The organism is Nesterenkonia xinjiangensis (assembly GCF_013410745.1).
Taxonomy (GTDB): Bacteria; Actinomycetota; Actinomycetes; order Actinomycetales; family Micrococcaceae; genus Nesterenkonia; species Nesterenkonia xinjiangensis.
The window spans coordinates 709515-723930 of record NZ_JACCFY010000001.1 but is presented as its reverse complement, the minus strand read 5'-3'; the positions used below and the strand labels follow the sequence as shown (position 1 = coordinate 723930).

Here is a 14416-nt window from a genome sequence, read left to right as displayed (position 1 = left end):
GACGGCGCCCGTCACCGGCCGGCGACTCCTCCACCTCCGCCGAAGGACCCGGCGGAGAATCCTGATGAGCCGGCTCCTCCGGAACCCGTCCCGGAGGAGCTGTGGGATGCGCCGATCGTGCTCTGCAGACTCGTGGCCAGCACCACCCAGCTCACGGTCGAGAGACCCTGATGGCGCTCCCAGGACGACGGGTCCCTGCGGGAGCGCGCATCGGCCAGGGCGGCCCAGCGTTCGTCGTCGCCCAGCGCCATGGCATAGGGCAGCTGGGCGGTGATCTCCTCCGGCGTGAGCTCCTCCGGGGTGTCCGCGGGACTCGGCGAGAGGTCGACGACGGCGGCCTGGCCCCGGCGCAGCCCGCGCAGCTGCTCCAGGTGGGCTCGGCCGAGGGCGGTGCGCGGATTACTCCTGCTGGAGGTCGCCATCCAGGTCAGCCCCAGGAGGATGAGGATCACGGTGGCCCCGGTCAGTAGCAGATTCAGCGACGTCGGCATCTGCGTGGCCCAGCCGACGATGGTGAGGATGAGCAGCAGAAGGGTCACGGCCGCGGCGGCCCAACCCCACAGGCTGCCGGCACCGCCGAGGCGCCGGGCCAGCAGATGCCGGGAATCGAAGGCCTCCACGGCTTTCGACTGGGCCTTCTGCGCCGCCGAGGAGAAGTCTCCGTCCAGGTCGGAGAGCCGGATCGGGTCTCCGTCCCCTGCCGCGACGACCGCTGCGAGCAGGTCCTTCTCCCACCCGGCCAGTCCCGTGCCGTCGGCACCGGTGGCGGACACGATCCAATCCGTGCCCGTGTCGTCCTCGTCTGAGCCGGTGGTCTCCTCCAGGCGAAGGTGCCCTCGGGCGGCCAGGTCCACCAGCGTGAGTGTGGTGAAGTCGGCCGGAAGGAACAGGGTGGACTTGCGCCAGAGCAGGGCCGCCTCGTACGGACGCAGGTCATCAGGCACGGTGTGACGCGCCGTCGGCGGCTGCTCCCGTTCCAGGCGCGCGGTCTCCAGAGTGGTTCCGGGCTCCGGGAGCACGCCGGGGACAAGTCCGGGGAAGTGCTCATCGCGGCCGGAGCGTCGGCGGAGGGCCACCAGCCCGGCGACGGCGGCCACGACCGCGGCGGACACCGCCCACCAGGCATCGAGCAGGGTCTGGCTGATGCGGTCGGTGGTGGGGGCGAGGTCGTCGCCGAGACGCTCCAGCGCGGTGGGCTCGGCATAGATCGGGGTGGCCTCGGAGAAGGTGCCCTCGGGGACGTCGATCTGCACCCCCTGCCAGCCGCCCGGGGCCAGCCCTGTGGCGGTGGCCGTGATGGTGTCGTCGTCGATCTCGGCGGTGCAGGCGACGCCGTCGTCCAGGTCGGAGTCGGCGCCCTGCCAGCAGGCGGCGTCGAGGATCTCCGCGGGGGCCGTGACCTCGGTGGTGACGCGCTCGATGGGGACGTCCTGGTCCGGTCCGGCGGTGATCCACTCCCAGGAGGCCGGATCGACGGCCCCGTGGACGGTGTACCGCAGCTCGTAGGTCTGCAGGCCGGTGCGTGTCTCCTCTGAGCCGTCCGGTGCGCCGAGGCTGAGTCGCAGGCCGTCGCTGGTCTCTTCGACATCGGCGACCTCGGCCGGCGCGCCGCTGGGGCTGCTGAGCTCGAAGTCGTCGACGTCGTAGAGGCGACGTCCTTCGTCGGTGCGCAGCTCGGTGCTTAGGGTGCGGAAGAAGCCCAGCCCCTCGCGCTCGCCGAAGTCCCAGTCATAGGTCTCCTGGACATGCATCACGCCGTCCTCGTCGAGGTCGATGCTGATGCTCAGGTCGCGGACCACGTCGTCGTCGGGGTCACCGGAGGCCGCTGCTGGAGAGGCGGTCAGGCCCAGCGTCCCCAGGGAGAGGGCGGCGACGGCGGCAGGAGCGGCATGTGCGCGGAGCAGAGCGTGCATGGCGAACAGCCTAGGTCGCGGCCCCGCGGAGCCGGATCCTCCGAGAGGAGGATGTTTGGTCAGCACCGGCGCAGATCGAGGGCGGGTAGGTGAGAGGTGTCGGGGATGCGGACATGACTCCACGGGCACGACGAAGCCCCGCGGCGAATCATCGCCGCGGGGCTTCTCTTCGGTGCGCCCATAGGGATTCGAACCCCAGACCTTCGGTTCCGTAGACCGACGCTCTATCCAGCTGAGCTATAGGCGCATGTTCTGTTGTCCGCCGATCACGCCCTCGCGATCTCGACCTAGAAGACTATACACGCGCTGCGGAGCGAGGGCAAAATCCCCCTTGAGAAAGTGGTGTTCCTCACGAAAATCGCTTCAACCTGCATCCGCCTCCCATTATGTGGACTTCCGTGGGGCCACCGTGCGCGCGGGGAAGTACAGTTGAAGGACCGGTTGCTCAAGGCTCCGACGCGCTCGGTGTCCACGACGATGTGGACGCCAGCCGGCGCACGTCACCGTCGACGTGCGATGTCCATCGTCGTGGCCGCACACAGGAGTGCGATTGAGCGGACCGTGCACTTCAGGAACCCAATGGAGGGAAACGATGGTCGACACCGTTGCAAAGACGCCCGGTGCGGAGGACATCCACGTGGATGCCCCCACGACACACGAGAAGCTGATCCAGTTCGTCAGCGACATCGCAGAACTGACCACGCCGGATCGGATCCACTGGGTGGACGGCAGCGAAGAGGAATATGCCGGCCTGACAGACGAGCTCGTCGCGGCAGGAACCTTCACCCGTCTGACCAGTCCCGACTTCCCGAACTCCTTCGCCGCATTCTCCGACCCCGCTGATGTCGCCCGCGTGGAGTCCCGCACCTTCATCTGCTCGGAGGCCGAGCGCGACGCCGGCTTCACGAACAACTGGGTGGACCCCGCCGAGATGCGCGAGACCCTCTCAGGAGTGTTCGACGGCGCCATGCGCGGTCGGACGATGTACGTCATCCCGTTCGTGATGGGTCCTCTCGACGCTGAGGACCCCAAGTTCGGGGTGGAGGTCACCGACTCCGCCTATGTGGTGACCTCGATGCGGATCATGGCCCGCATCGGCACCGATGTGGTGCGCCGCATGGAGGAGCTCGACGCGTTCTTCGTGCCCGCGGTGCACTCCGTGGGCGCCCCTCTGGAGCCCGGCCAGGACGACGTCGCCTGGCCGTGCAACAAGGAGAAGTACATCGTCCACTTCCCGGAGACCCGGGAAATCTGGTCCTACGGCTCCGGCTACGGCGGCAACGCCCTGCTGGGCAAGAAGTGCTACGCGCTGCGCATCGCCTCGGCCATGGCCAGGGACGAGGGATGGCTGGCCGAGCACATGCTCATCCTCAAGCTCACCAGCCCTCAGGGGCGGAGCCACTTCATCTCCGGGGCCTTCCCCTCAGCCTGCGGGAAGACCAACCTGGCGCTGATCGACCCCACCCTCGAAGGATGGACCGCCGAGACCCTGGGCGATGACATCACCTGGATCCGCCCGGGCAAGGACGGCGAGTTCCGTGTGGTCAACCCCGAGGCCGGATACTTCGGGGTCGCACCGGGCACCGGCTGGCACACCAACGCCAACGCCATGCGTGCCATCGCCAAAGGCAACTCGGTCTTCACCAACTGTGCCCTGACCGACGACGGCGGCGTCTGGTGGGAAGGCATGACGGAGGAGCCGCCGTCGCACCTCACCGACTGGCAGGGCAACGAGTGGACCCCGGACTCCGAGACGCCGGCCGCCCACCCGAACGCGCGGTTCTGCACCCCCATCGACCAGACCGACATGCTGGCCGAGGAGTACTACTCCGCGGACGGCGTCAAGCTGGACGCGATCCTCTTCGGAGGTCGGCGCAAGACGACGGTCCCGCTCGTCACGGAGTCCCGAGACTGGAACCACGGCATCTTCTTCGGTGCCACGCTCTCCTCGGAGACCACCGCCGCCGCAGAGGGCGCAGTGGGCAAGGTGCGCCGTGACCCGATGGCGATGCTGCCCTTCATCGGCTACGACGCCGGGGACTACCTCAACCACTGGGTGCGGGTCTCCGGGCAGGCCGACCCCGAGAAGCTGCCGAAGATCTTCCTGGTCAACTGGTTCCGCCGGAACCGCGACGGCGGCTTCGCCTGGCCCGGCTTCGCTGAGAACTCCAGGGTGCTGAAGTGGATCGTGGAGCGCATCGAGGGCCGTGGAGAGGCCGTCGAGACGCCGATCGGCCTGACTCCCACGCCGGAGGCGCTGGACACCACCGGGCTCGACATCTCCGACGAGGACCTCCACGATGCCCTGAGGGTCGATCCGCAGGAGTGGCGTGCCGAACTGGCGGACATCGAGCAGTGGTTCGAGCGGTTCGGCGGCTCCCTGCCGCAGTCCATCCAGGGCGAGCTCCAGCAGCTGCGCGATCGGATGGGCGGCTGACCAGAGCCACGTTCCCGGCTGAGAGGTGATCGGCAGGTGCCCCGGCGACGACGCGTCGCCGGGGCACCGGTCTGAGCGGTCAGTGCGTCGCCGCCACCACCCACTCCTGGAACCGAGTGTCCAGCGGGGAGTCATGGGTGGCCGTTCCGAGATGGCGCGCGAGCGCCCCCGGGGCCTCCAGCAGGAGATCGCCCGGGCGGGCCGGGGGGCGGAACCCGGCGGCCAGGATCGTGTCAGCCACCCGCTGACCTCCGAGGACCCCCGGCTCAGGGCGGGCGCCGTCCACGGTCAGCTCTTCCAGCAGGAGCGGACCGTCGGGGTCTTGGACCTCGAGCGCGGAGCGGATCCGCCCGCCCCGCTCCGCGTGCCGTCCCAGCACGAGGGTCTCTCGCAGCACGGCGCGGGCATCGTGTCCGAGCCTGACAGAGGTTCGACGGACGACGTCGGCGGCCTCCGCGATGACGAAGGGCAGTCCGTGCCATAGCAGGGTCCCGCCGTCCTCGACCTGGATGTCCAGGTGCCAGGAGGCGGTCTGCTGACCCTGCACGCGTTCTGCGGAAGCAGACAGCCCGGTCTGGGATGCACGCCGCGGATAGGCGACGGTGCCCCCGATGTCTTCGACGCGCAGGACGCAGCCGGCCCCGACCCTGATCTCGGCGGTGAGGCTGTCCCCGTCGAGCAGGACCATCTCGGCGGCGGTCACCCCCACGTGGGCGTGGCGGGGGCCCCGGGAGATGAGCCGGGGCGCCAGCTTCCCGACGATCAGCTCGGTCCTGGCCCGCGGCTCACCGGCGCAGAGCTGGATGCGCATGCGGGCGCTCCCACCCTCCGTCTGCGGGCATCCGACGATCGTCAGGCGTGGGCATGCACGTACCCGCCCTCCGGGTGCTCCTCGTCAGCATGGAAGTGCGGTGCCATGGGCCCTGGGTCCTGCGGGATGTGCTCCCCGGAGCGGTGGGCCGCCAGCACCTGCAGCACCCAGCGGCGCAGCGCCTGCACGGACTGGTCGTCCTCGCGAGAGAGGGCCAGCACGGCGCGGCCCTCCCGGGCCTCCTCGGCATCGGCGACCATGCGCTCCACGTCCACGCCCACATAGGGGGCGAGGTCGGTCTTGTTGACCACGAGCAGGTCGGCCCGGCCGATCCCGGGACCGCCCTTGCGGGCGACGTCGCCGCCTCCGGCCACGTCCAGCACGAAGATCTGGGCGTCCACCAGGGCGGGGGAGAAGGTCGCGGTGAGATTGTCGCCGCCGGACTCGATGAGCACGGTGTCCAGCGGGGCGAAATCGCGTTCCATGTCCTCGGTGGCCAGCAGGTTGGCGGTGACATCGTCGCGGATCGCGGTGTGGGGGCAGGCCCCGGTCTCCACGGCACGGATACGTGCCGGATCCAGGACCCCGGCGGAGCGCAGGAACCGGGCGTCCTCGTCGGTGTAGATGTCATTGGTGATCACCCCCAGCCGCAGCTCGTCGCCGAGGGCGCGGCAGATCAGCGCGATCAGCGAGGACTTGCCGGTGCCCACCGGGCCGGCGATGCCCAGGCGCAGGGCACGCCGGGGGGACTCGGGGGACTCGGGGGGCACGGCGGTCGGGGCGACGGCGGGTGCAGGGTTCTCAGGCACGGAACAACCTCCTGGTGGTGAGTGTGTGACGTTCTGTCCATTCTTCGGTCTGTGGTGCGCTCGGCGCGGGGATCTCCTCGGCCCGGGTGATGTCGGCCAGGGCTGCGACGTCGGGCTCGGCCGCTCGGCAGGCCTCCAGCACCAGCGCCATCGCGGCCACAGGATCCCCGGGTTCGAGCTTCAGCAGGGCCGCCGCGGCAGAGGCGACGTCGTCGTAGATGGACAGCCGCATCAATGAGGCGGCGTCCAAGCCGGTGTGCGCGGCCACCGCCCCCATGACCAGCGGGCGTGCCCGCGCATCCCGGGCGTCGCCGGGCTGGAGGGCTCCGAGATCGCACAGCATCTCCAGCCCCGGGGACTCCGGCCACAGCGAGCGGGTCAGGCGCAGCAGGCCGCGCCCCAGCTCCCGGGCGATACTCCGCGCGGCCCGGCTCGGCGTCCGAGCCGCCCACTGCCGTTCGATCATGCGCAGCTCGGTGCGCAGCTCGGTGCGCAGCTCGGTGCCTCCTTCGGCGCCGTGACCGCCGAGCCGCATCAGCTGGCCGCGGACGACGACGGCCGTCGCCGCGTCGACCAGAGAGACGGTGCGCGCTCTGGTCCGCAGGAACAACGGCACCTGGCTGTGCGGCATCCCTGCCATCAGGGCCGGTTCGAGGCCCGCGGAGTTGACGTGGCCGCCCGAGGGCAGGCGTGAGTCGGCCAGCAGCAGGGCGACGGTCTGGGCGGCCAGGGCGGGAGGGACCGCCGCGCCGAGATCGGGCTGCGACATCAGAACATCGAGTAGAACTGCGCCAGTGGGAGCTCCTCGGCCGGAGCCGGTTCCACGGCCTCGCCGTCGATGGAGATCTCGAAGGTGTCGGGACGCACCGTGATCTCCGGCAGGACGGAGTTGTTCCTCATCTCGGCCTTCCCGATGTCCCGGGTGGAGGTCACCGGCCGGAGACGGCGCCGCAGCCCGAGGGTCTGTTCCAACCCGGCGTCGAGTGCAGCCGGGGCGACATAGGTCACCGCATGGTCGGCGCCCGCGAGGTGGCCGAAGGTGGGCCGCTGGAGCACCGGCTGCGGAGTCGGGATGGAGGCGTTGGGGTCGCCCAGGGCGCCCCAGACGATGCTGCCGGCCTTGACCACAGCCGAAGGCCTCACGCCGAAGAACCGTGGGTCCCAGACCACCAGGTCCGCCATCCGTCCGGTCTCGACGGAGCCGACGTCGTGGGCGATGCCGTGGGCGATCGCGGGGTTCACCGTGTACTTGGCCACGTAGCGTCGGGCGCGTTCGTTGTCCGCGGCCAGCCCGCCGCCCAGCGGCCCCAGCCGGCCCTTCATCACATGGGCGACCTGCCAGGTGCGGGTGATGACCTCCCCGATCCGTCCCATGGCCTGCGCATCGGAGGAGGTGATGGACAGCGCCCCCATGTCGTGGAGGATGTCCTCGGCGGCGATCGTGGTCCCTCGGATGCGGGATTCGGCGAAGGCCAGGTCCTCAGGCACCGACGGGTTCAGATGATGGCAGACCATCAGCATGTCCAGGTGTTCGGCCACGGTGTTGACCGTATGCGGAAGGGTGGGGTTCGTGGAACCGGGGATGATGTGGGGCAGGCCTGCCAGGGTGAGGATGTCCGGGGCGTGGCCGCCGCCGGCCCCCTCGATGTGGAAGGCGTGGATCGAGCGTCCGTCGATGGCGCGGATCGTGGACTCCACGAATCCGGCCTCATTGAGCGAGTCCGAGTGCAGCGCCACCTGCAGCCCCCAGCGGTCCGCGGCGCTCAGGGCGGCGTCGATCGCCGCAGGGGTGGATCCCCAGTCCTCATGGACCTTGTATCCGGCGGCCCCGCCGAGGGCCTGCTCCTCGAGGCCGGCGGTGGAGACCGTGTTGCCCTTGCCCAGCAGGAGCACGTTGACGGGCAGGGCGTCCAGGGCGCGCAGCATCTGCCGCAGGTGCCAGGGACCCGGGGTCACAGTGGTGGCCTTCGAGCCCTCGGAAGGGCCCGTGCCGCCGCCGACCACCGTGGTGATCCCGGTGGCGAGGGCCTCGTGGATCTGCGACTGAGAGATCAGGTGCACATGGGAGTCGATGGCTCCGGCGGTGACGATCTTGCCCTCCCCGGAGATGATGTCGGTGGAGGGGCCGATGATCAGCTCCGGGTCGATGCCATCAGAGATGTCCGGATTCCCTGCGTGCCCGATGCCGACGATCCGACCGTCGCGGATGCCGATGTCGGCGCGGACGACTCCCCACCAGTCGAGGATGATCGCGTTGGTGATCACCGTGTCCAGCGCGCCTGCCGCCCGGCTGAGCGTGCTCTGGGCCATGGACTCGCGGATCGACTTGCCCCCGCCGAAGACCGCTTCGTCGCCGCCGACGGTGCGGTCCTCCTCGACCTCGATCCAGAGGTCGGTGTCGCCGAGCCGCAGCTGGTCGCCCGCAGTGGGACCGAACATGGCGGCATAGGTCTCGCGGTCGATGCTGACCATCAGTCCTCACCCTCCCGGGAGTTTCCGGCAGGGGCGTCCAGGTCGAGGGGCTCCGGACGGACCTGAAGCCCGGCCACGATCCGGCGGCCCCGCAGTGTGACGGCATCGAGGGTGCGGGAGGCGCCCGGTTCGAAGCGCTGGGACGCCCCGGCGGGGACGTCGAGACGGAAACCCTGGGCACGGGCCCTGTCGAACTCCAGGGCCGGATTGGCGTCGGGCAGATGCAGATGGGAGCCCACCTGCACGGGGCGATCGCCGGTGTTGGTGAAGATCAGGCGGATGCGTTCACCGTCGGTGCGGTCCGCGTTGAGCTCGATGCTGCCGGCACGGACGCGGACGGCGCCCGGGCCGGATGTGGTGCTGCCTGCCATGATGGCTCCTCCGCGTCGGGAAAGGGTCGGTGTCAGTCGATCGGGTGGTGGAGGGTCACCAATTTGCGCCCGTCGGGGAAGGTGGCCTCGACCTGGACATCGGTGAGGACCTCCGGAACGCCCTCCATGACCTGGTCGCGGGTCAGCACGTGACGTCCCTCCTCCATGAGGTCCGCCACGGTCCGCCCGTCGCGGGCTCCCTCGATCACCCAGGAGGACAGCAGTGCGACCGTCTCCGGGTGATTCAGCCGGACGCCCCGGCCCAGGCGGTCACGCGCGACCATCGCGGCGACGGCGAGCAGCAGCTTCTCCTGGTCGGCAGGGGTGAAGTGCACGGTCGTCCCTCTCATCAGTCCCGCGGGGAAGAGGCCTTCCCCTGCGTCAGAATTCTGCCACACCAATGTGTCCTGTCCGCGGTCTGTCCTTCTCTTCCGTCGGCCTAGGGCTCTTCTCTGGAACTCCTCAGATCGGTCATTTTCCCCGTAATTCCGGCAGAGAAGCACTCGATCATCCGGGGCGCAGGGGAGGGGAAGTTTTACAGACAAGAAATATGAGAGCAACGTCAGAGTAATGCCATGCGCTCAGGCTGGTTCCACCGCGACCTAGCGCGGCCACTCACACTCATCTGACTGAGGAGAAGACGAACCCCATGGGCGAACTCCACCAGCGTCGTACCCGGAGCCTGCGGACCTGCTCCGCCCTCATCGCGGCCGGGGCCCTGCTGCTCACCGCATGCGGCGCTCGAGCCGGGGAGGAGGCCGTCGGCGGCGGCACAGAGTCCTGCGTCGACGTCGACGGCGATTCGATCAAGATCGGATTCATCAACTCGCTGTCCGGAACCATGGCCATCAGCGAGACCACGGTCAACGACGTCCTGCACCTGGCGGCGGAGGAGATCAACGACGCCGGCGGCGTGCTGGGCAAGCAGCTCGAGATCGTCGAGGAGGACGGAGCCTCCGAGCCGGCCACCTTCGCCGAGCGGTCGGAGCGTCTGATCGTGCAGGAATGCACGGCCGCCGTCTTCGGCGGGTGGACCTCCGCCTCGCGGAAGGCGATGCTGCCGGTGTTCGAAGGGCACGACGCGCTGCTGTTCTACCCGACTCAGTACGAAGGGCTCGAAGCCTCCGAGAACATCATCTACACCGGGGCGACCACCAACCAGCAGATCGTCCCTGCCCTCGACTACCTCCTGGAGGAGGAGGGCGCGGAGTCGCTGTACCTGGTCGGTTCCGACTATGTCTTCCCGCGGACCGCGAACATGATCATCCGCCAGTGGGCGGAGGAGAACGGTGTCGAGATCCTCGGAGAGGACTACACCCCGCTGGGCTCCACCGACTTCACCACGATCGCCAATCAGCTGGCCTCCTCCGGTGCCGATGCCGTGTTCAACACGCTCAACGGCGATTCCAACGTCGCGTTCTTCCGCCAGTACAACTCGCTGGGCCTCGACGCCGAGACGACGCCGGTGCTCTCCGTCTCGATCGCGGAGGAGGAGATCGAGGGCATCGGCGCCTCGAACATCGAAGGGCAGCTCACCTCCTGGAACTACTACCAGACCCTCGAGAATCAGGAGAACGAGGACTTCGTGGCGGCCTTCCAGGAGAAGTACGGGGAGGGCCGGGTGACCTCGGACGTCATGCAGTCGGCATACAACAGCCTCCACCTCTGGGCCGCCATGGTCGAGGAGGCGGAGTCCTTCGACGTCGACGCCGTCCGTGACGCCGCCGACGCCACCTCCTTCGCCGCTCCGGAGGGGACCGTGACGATCGACGGCGAGAACCAGCACGTCACCAAGACGCCGCGCATCGGCCGCATCACCGCCGACGGCCTGATCGACACCATCTGGGAGGGTGAGCTCACCGAGCCCGATCCCTTCCTCGAGACGTACTCCTGGGCTGACGAGGAGGAGGCCGAGGAGTACGCCCAGGAGGCGGACGAGGCTGACGAGGACTCCGATGAAGACTCTGATGAGGACTGACCGGCACGGCTCGCGATCGATGATGAGGAGCCTTTCGACATGGACATGATCCTCTCCCAGCTCGTCGCCGGGGTGAGCGTCGGGTCGATCCTGCTGCTCGCGGCGGTCGGGCTGGCTCTGACCTTCGGCCAGATGGGCGTCATCAACATGGCCCACGGCGAATTCATCATGGTCGGCGCCTACACCGCGTTCGTGCTGCAGGGGATCTTCGGGCACGCCGGGATCTCGCTGATCGTGGCGCTGCCGCTCGCCTTCTTGGTCGGCGGACTGCTGGGTGTGCTGCTGGAGCAGGTCCTCATCCGGCACATGTACCATCGGCCGCTCGACACCCTGCTGGCCACGTTCGGCGTCGGCATCATCCTCCAGCAGCTGGCCCGGGACCTCTTCGGAGCGCCCGCCGTCGACGTGCGGACCCCGTCCTGGCTGCAGGGCAGCGTGGAGCTGTTGGGCACGGCGGTGCCGGTCAGCCGCATCTTCATCCTCGGGCTGGTCATCGCCGTCGTCGCGGGGCTCTCCGCGATGATGACCTGGACCAGCCTGGGACGACGGATCCGTGCGGTGGTCCTCAACAGGAGCCTGGCCGAGACCTCAGGGATCTCCACACGCAGCACCGATCGGCTCACCTTCTTCATCGGCTCCGGACTGGCGGGCGTGGCCGGTGTGACGATCACCCTCATCGGCTCCACCAGCCCGACGCTGGGCATGAGCTACATCGTCGACGCCTTCCTGGTGGTCGTGGCCGGGGGCATCGGGAAGATCAAGGGCGCCGTCATCGCGGCCTTCAGCCTCGGGATCCTCCAGGCCTTCATCGAGTTCAGCACCACTGCGAGCATCGCGAAGTTCCTCGTGCTGGTGATCGTGGTGGCGTTCCTCCAGATCCGGCCCCAGGGCCTGTTCTCCGTGCGGACAAGGAGCCTCGCATGACGACCATCACCCCCGCGGAGCGCGGGACCCTGGCTCGGATCCGTCGTGTCGGCGCGGGCCCCGATCTGCCCAGACCCTCGCGGGCGTTCCTGGGGATCGGCCTCCTGGCAGTGGGCCTGATGGTCCTCGCCCCGATGCTGCTGACCGACTTCCGGCTGAACCAGCTCGGACGCTTCATCTGCTACGCGATCGTCGCCGTCGGGATCGGCCTGGCCTGGGGGCGCGGCGGCATGCTGACCCTGGGGCAGGGAGTCTTCTTCGGTCTCGGCGCCTATGCGATGGCCATGCACATGCAGCTGGCCGACGCGCAGCTCCAGGGGGAGCAGGCTCCGGGGTTCATGTCCACCTTCGGCACGGAGCTGCCCTGGTGGTGGGAGCCGTTCCGCAGCGAGCTGTTCACACTCGGGGCGGTCCTGCTGCTGCCCGCGGTGGTCGCGTTCGTGCTCGGCTGGTCCGTGTTCACGCGGCGCGTCAAAGGCGCCTACTTCGCCATCCTGAACCAGGCGCTGGTGTTCGCCTTCGCCGTGCTGCTGGTCGGGCAGCAGGGAACCCTCAACGGGTCGAACGGGCTCTCCGGATTCCAGTCCTTCCTGGGGTTCTCCCTCTATGACCCGGTGAACCGGAGGACCCTGTACCTGCTGGCGGCCGGAGTGCTGATCCTCATGGTGGTGATCGCCTACTGGCTGATGCGCAGCCGATTCGGCGAGCTGCTCGTGGCGACCCGCGATGCGGAGGAGCGGGTCCGGTTCCTCGGCTATGACCCCGCCCTGATCAAGACGACCGCCTTCGTCGTCGCAGCGGTGATGGCGAGCATCGGCGGGGCACTGTTCGTCCCGCTGGTGGGCATCATCTCGCCTGCGGAGATCGGCGTCGTGCCGTCGATCGCCTTCGTGATCGGGGTGGCCATCGGAGGCCGGGCCACCCTGTTCGGCCCTGTGATCGGTGCTCTGGCCGTGGCCTGGGTGGAGTCCTCGCTGGCCGAGAGCTTCCCCTCGGCCTGGAGCTATTTCCAGGGGCTCCTGCTGATCCTGGTCATCGCGCTGCTGCCGGGCGGGGTCGCCTCCGTGCTGCGTGTCACCCAGGTCCGCCGGCGCCGTCGTGACGCTGAGGACGACGGCGGCAGCGGCGGCCTTCACGACGACGGGGCCGGAGGCGGCTCCGCCGACGGCCCGGAGACAGCACCAGGGGATTCCCCCGCCGGACCGCCGGTCGCGGCGGTCCTCGGTTGGGAGCAGAAGGGAGAGCAGTGATGACGTCGCTGAACATCCGAGACCTGGAGGTCCGGTTCGGAGCCTTCACCGCGGTCGGAGGCGCCTCCTTCGACGCCGTCGACGGCGAGGTGCACTTCCTCATCGGACCCAACGGCGCCGGCAAGACCACCTGCGTGGACGCCATCACCGGGCTCGTGTCGGGGTCCGGGTCGGTGCGCATGGGCGAGACGGAGCTGCTGGGCCGGCCGGTGCAGTCCATCGCGAAGCTGGGGATCGGCCGGACCTTCCAGACGGCGAGCGTCTTCGAACAGCTCACCGTGGCGCAGAACCTGGACATCGCCGCGGGCATCCACCGCCGCTGGTTCTCTCTGCTCGGCGCTCGCCGGCATCTCGGGGGGCGAGTGGAGGAGGCCCTGGAGCAGACCGGGCTCGGTGATCTGCAGGACAGCCGGGCCGGGACGCTCTCCCATGGTCAGAAGCAATGGCTGGAGATCGGGATGCTGATCGTCCAGGACGCGCAGGCGCTCATGCTCGACGAGCCCGTCGCGGGCATGAGCCATGACGAGCGGGCGGCCACCGGCGAGCTCCTCCACCGGGTCAAGGAGGGGCGTGCTGTGCTGGTGGTGGAGCATGACATGGAGTTCATGCGCAGCTTCGCCTCGCAGGTGACCGTGCTCCACCAGGGGACGGTCCTCGCCCAGGGCTCCGTCGCCGAGGTCCAGGAGGATCCTCGGGTCCAGCAGGTCTACCTGGGGACGGCCGCGATGCCGGAGGAGGAGCTGGCCCATGCTTGAGCTCCAGCACCTCGACGCCGGCTACGACAGCACCCGGGTCCTGCATTCCGTGAGCATGCACGGGTCCCCGCACGGCATCGCCGCGATCCTGGGTCACAACGGTGCCGGCAAGACCACGATGCTCCGCGCCGCGATCGGTCTGATCAGGCCCTCCCGGGGGACGGTGCTCTTCGAAGGGGAGGACGTGACGGCGCTGTCTCCCAGTGCCCGCGTGCGCCGTGGCATGGCCTACGTGCCCCAGGGGCAGCAGTCCTTCGAGCAGCTCACCACACGGGAGAACCTCCAGGTGGTGGCGGACCGGCGGCGCGGTCCGCGCCGTGCGCAGCTGGTGGACGACGCGCTGGGGAGGTTCCCTGCGCTGACCGAGGTCATCGACCGCCGGGCGGGGCTGCTCTCCGGGGGCCAGCGTCAGCAGCTGGCCATCGCCCGAGCGCTGATCACCGAGCCGAAGCTGCTGATCCTGGACGAGCCCACGGAGGGGATCCAGCCCTCGGTCGTCGCGGAGATCGAACAGACGATCATCGGGCTCTCCCGGGATGAGGGGCTCAGCGTGCTGCTCGCGGTCCAGCACATCGATTTCGCCCTGCATGCGGCGGAGCGCTATGCGGTGCTGGCCGCCGGCCGGGTGACCCGTGCAGGCGCCGGCGGAGCCGAGGCCCAGCGTGACGTGCGCGAAGCGATGGCGATCTGAGTTGG

The 14416-nt window shown here is 69.3% G+C and carries 13 protein-coding genes and 1 tRNA gene; 6 read left to right on the top strand and 8 right to left on the bottom strand.

What is annotated here, in order from left to right; translation table 11 throughout:
- Window positions 1-11: 11 nt before the first annotated feature.
- Both HNR09_RS03320 and HNR09_RS03315 read right to left on the bottom strand, forming a co-directional pair.
- Window positions 12-1913, bottom strand: a complete 1902-nt coding sequence (locus HNR09_RS03320) for a DUF2207 family protein (RefSeq protein ID WP_179540754.1) — start codon at window positions 1911-1913, stop codon at window positions 12-14.
- Window positions 1914-2086: 173 nt separating this feature from the next.
- Window positions 2087-2160, bottom strand: a tRNA-Arg gene (locus HNR09_RS03315).
- 345 nt (window positions 2161-2505) lie between these two features.
- On the opposite strand from HNR09_RS03315, the gene HNR09_RS03310 reads away from it, so the two are divergent.
- On the top strand, window positions 2506-4350 hold the full coding sequence (locus tag HNR09_RS03310; RefSeq protein ID WP_179540753.1) for a phosphoenolpyruvate carboxykinase (GTP): 1845 nt from the start codon (window positions 2506-2508) through the stop codon (window positions 4348-4350).
- Between the two features lie 79 nt (window positions 4351-4429).
- Here HNR09_RS03310 and HNR09_RS03305 read toward each other — a convergent pair whose 3' ends face one another.
- Genes HNR09_RS03305 through HNR09_RS03280 form a run of 6 tightly spaced genes read right to left on the bottom strand, consistent with a single transcriptional unit; the run spans window position 4430 to window position 9163 of the window.
- Window positions 4430-5161, bottom strand: coding sequence for an urease accessory protein UreD (locus tag HNR09_RS03305; RefSeq protein WP_218881873.1), 732 nt, complete (start codon window positions 5159-5161; stop codon window positions 4430-4432).
- Window positions 5162-5202: 41 nt separating this feature from the next.
- Window positions 5203-5970, bottom strand: a complete 768-nt coding sequence (gene ureG / locus HNR09_RS03300; protein ID WP_179540752.1) for an urease accessory protein UreG — start codon at window positions 5968-5970, stop codon at window positions 5203-5205.
- The gene (locus tag HNR09_RS03295) at window positions 5963-6739 is read right to left on the bottom strand and encodes an urease accessory UreF family protein (protein WP_179540751.1); all 777 of its coding nucleotides are present in this window, start codon (window positions 6737-6739) and stop codon (window positions 5963-5965) included. Before HNR09_RS03295 ends, ureG begins: the two co-directional genes overlap by 8 nt.
- Complete coding sequence (locus HNR09_RS03290) at window positions 6739-8442, bottom strand: urease subunit alpha (protein WP_179540750.1); 1704 nt, start codon at window positions 8440-8442, stop codon at window positions 6739-6741. Before HNR09_RS03290 ends, HNR09_RS03295 begins: the two co-directional genes overlap by 1 nt.
- Window positions 8442-8813, bottom strand: coding sequence for an urease subunit beta (gene ureB / locus HNR09_RS03285; protein ID WP_179540749.1), 372 nt, complete (start codon window positions 8811-8813; stop codon window positions 8442-8444). Before ureB ends, HNR09_RS03290 begins: the two co-directional genes overlap by 1 nt.
- Window positions 8814-8845: 32 nt before the next feature.
- On the bottom strand, window positions 8846-9163 hold the full coding sequence (locus HNR09_RS03280; RefSeq protein WP_218881872.1) for an urease subunit gamma: 318 nt from the start codon (window positions 9161-9163) through the stop codon (window positions 8846-8848).
- Between the two features lie 299 nt (window positions 9164-9462).
- Between HNR09_RS03280 and urtA the strand changes: the two genes are divergently transcribed.
- Genes urtA through HNR09_RS03255 form a run of 5 tightly spaced genes read left to right on the top strand, consistent with a single transcriptional unit; the run spans window position 9463 to window position 14411 of the window.
- On the top strand, window positions 9463-10791 hold the full coding sequence (gene urtA / locus HNR09_RS03275; protein WP_179540748.1) for an urea ABC transporter substrate-binding protein: 1329 nt from the start codon (window positions 9463-9465) through the stop codon (window positions 10789-10791).
- 39 nt (window positions 10792-10830) lie between these two features.
- Entirely contained in the window at window positions 10831-11715 is an 885-nt protein-coding gene (gene urtB / locus HNR09_RS03270; protein WP_179540747.1) for an urea ABC transporter permease subunit UrtB, read from the top strand.
- Window positions 11712-12965, top strand: a complete 1254-nt coding sequence (gene urtC, locus HNR09_RS03265; protein ID WP_179540746.1) for an urea ABC transporter permease subunit UrtC — start codon at window positions 11712-11714, stop codon at window positions 12963-12965. Before urtB ends, urtC begins: the two co-directional genes overlap by 4 nt.
- Window positions 12965-13720: an urea ABC transporter ATP-binding protein UrtD gene (gene urtD, locus HNR09_RS03260; RefSeq protein ID WP_179540745.1), complete on the top strand. Its 756-nt coding sequence runs from the start codon at window positions 12965-12967 to the stop codon at window positions 13718-13720. The genes urtC and urtD overlap by 1 nt, the downstream gene beginning before the upstream one ends.
- Complete coding sequence (locus HNR09_RS03255; RefSeq protein WP_179540744.1) at window positions 13713-14411, top strand: ATP-binding cassette domain-containing protein; 699 nt, start codon at window positions 13713-13715, stop codon at window positions 14409-14411. Before urtD ends, HNR09_RS03255 begins: the two co-directional genes overlap by 8 nt.
- Window positions 14412-14416: the final 5 nt, after the last annotated feature.

Bases quoted from the DNA above. Each gene is read 5' to 3' on its own strand.
- urtB (WP_179540747.1), top strand. From the start codon at position 10,831: ATGGACATGATCCTCTCCCAGCTCGTCGCCGGGGTGAGCGTCGGGTCG.
- urtD (WP_179540745.1), top strand. From the start codon at position 12,965: ATGACGTCGCTGAACATCCGAGACCTGGAGGTCCGGTTCGGAGCCTTC.
- HNR09_RS03295 (WP_179540751.1), bottom strand. From the start codon at position 6,739: ATGTCGCAGCCCGATCTCGGCGCGGCGGTCCCTCCCGCCCTGGCCGCC.
- urtA (WP_179540748.1), top strand. From the start codon at position 9,463: ATGGGCGAACTCCACCAGCGTCGTACCCGGAGCCTGCGGACCTGCTCC.
- HNR09_RS03290 (WP_179540750.1), bottom strand. From the start codon at position 8,442: ATGGTCAGCATCGACCGCGAGACCTATGCCGCCATGTTCGGTCCCACT.
- HNR09_RS03280 (WP_218881872.1), bottom strand. From the start codon at position 9,163: ATGAGAGGGACGACCGTGCACTTCACCCCTGCCGACCAGGAGAAGCTG.
- HNR09_RS03255 (WP_179540744.1), top strand. From the start codon at position 13,713: ATGCTTGAGCTCCAGCACCTCGACGCCGGCTACGACAGCACCCGGGTC.
- HNR09_RS03320 (WP_179540754.1), bottom strand. From the start codon at position 1,913: ATGCACGCTCTGCTCCGCGCACATGCCGCTCCTGCCGCCGTCGCCGCC.
- urtC (WP_179540746.1), top strand. From the start codon at position 11,712: ATGACGACCATCACCCCCGCGGAGCGCGGGACCCTGGCTCGGATCCGT.
- HNR09_RS03305 (WP_218881873.1), bottom strand. From the start codon at position 5,161: ATGCGCATCCAGCTCTGCGCCGGTGAGCCGCGGGCCAGGACCGAGCTG.
- ureB (WP_179540749.1), bottom strand. From the start codon at position 8,813: ATGGCAGGCAGCACCACATCCGGCCCGGGCGCCGTCCGCGTCCGTGCC.
- HNR09_RS03310 (WP_179540753.1), top strand. From the start codon at position 2,506: ATGGTCGACACCGTTGCAAAGACGCCCGGTGCGGAGGACATCCACGTG.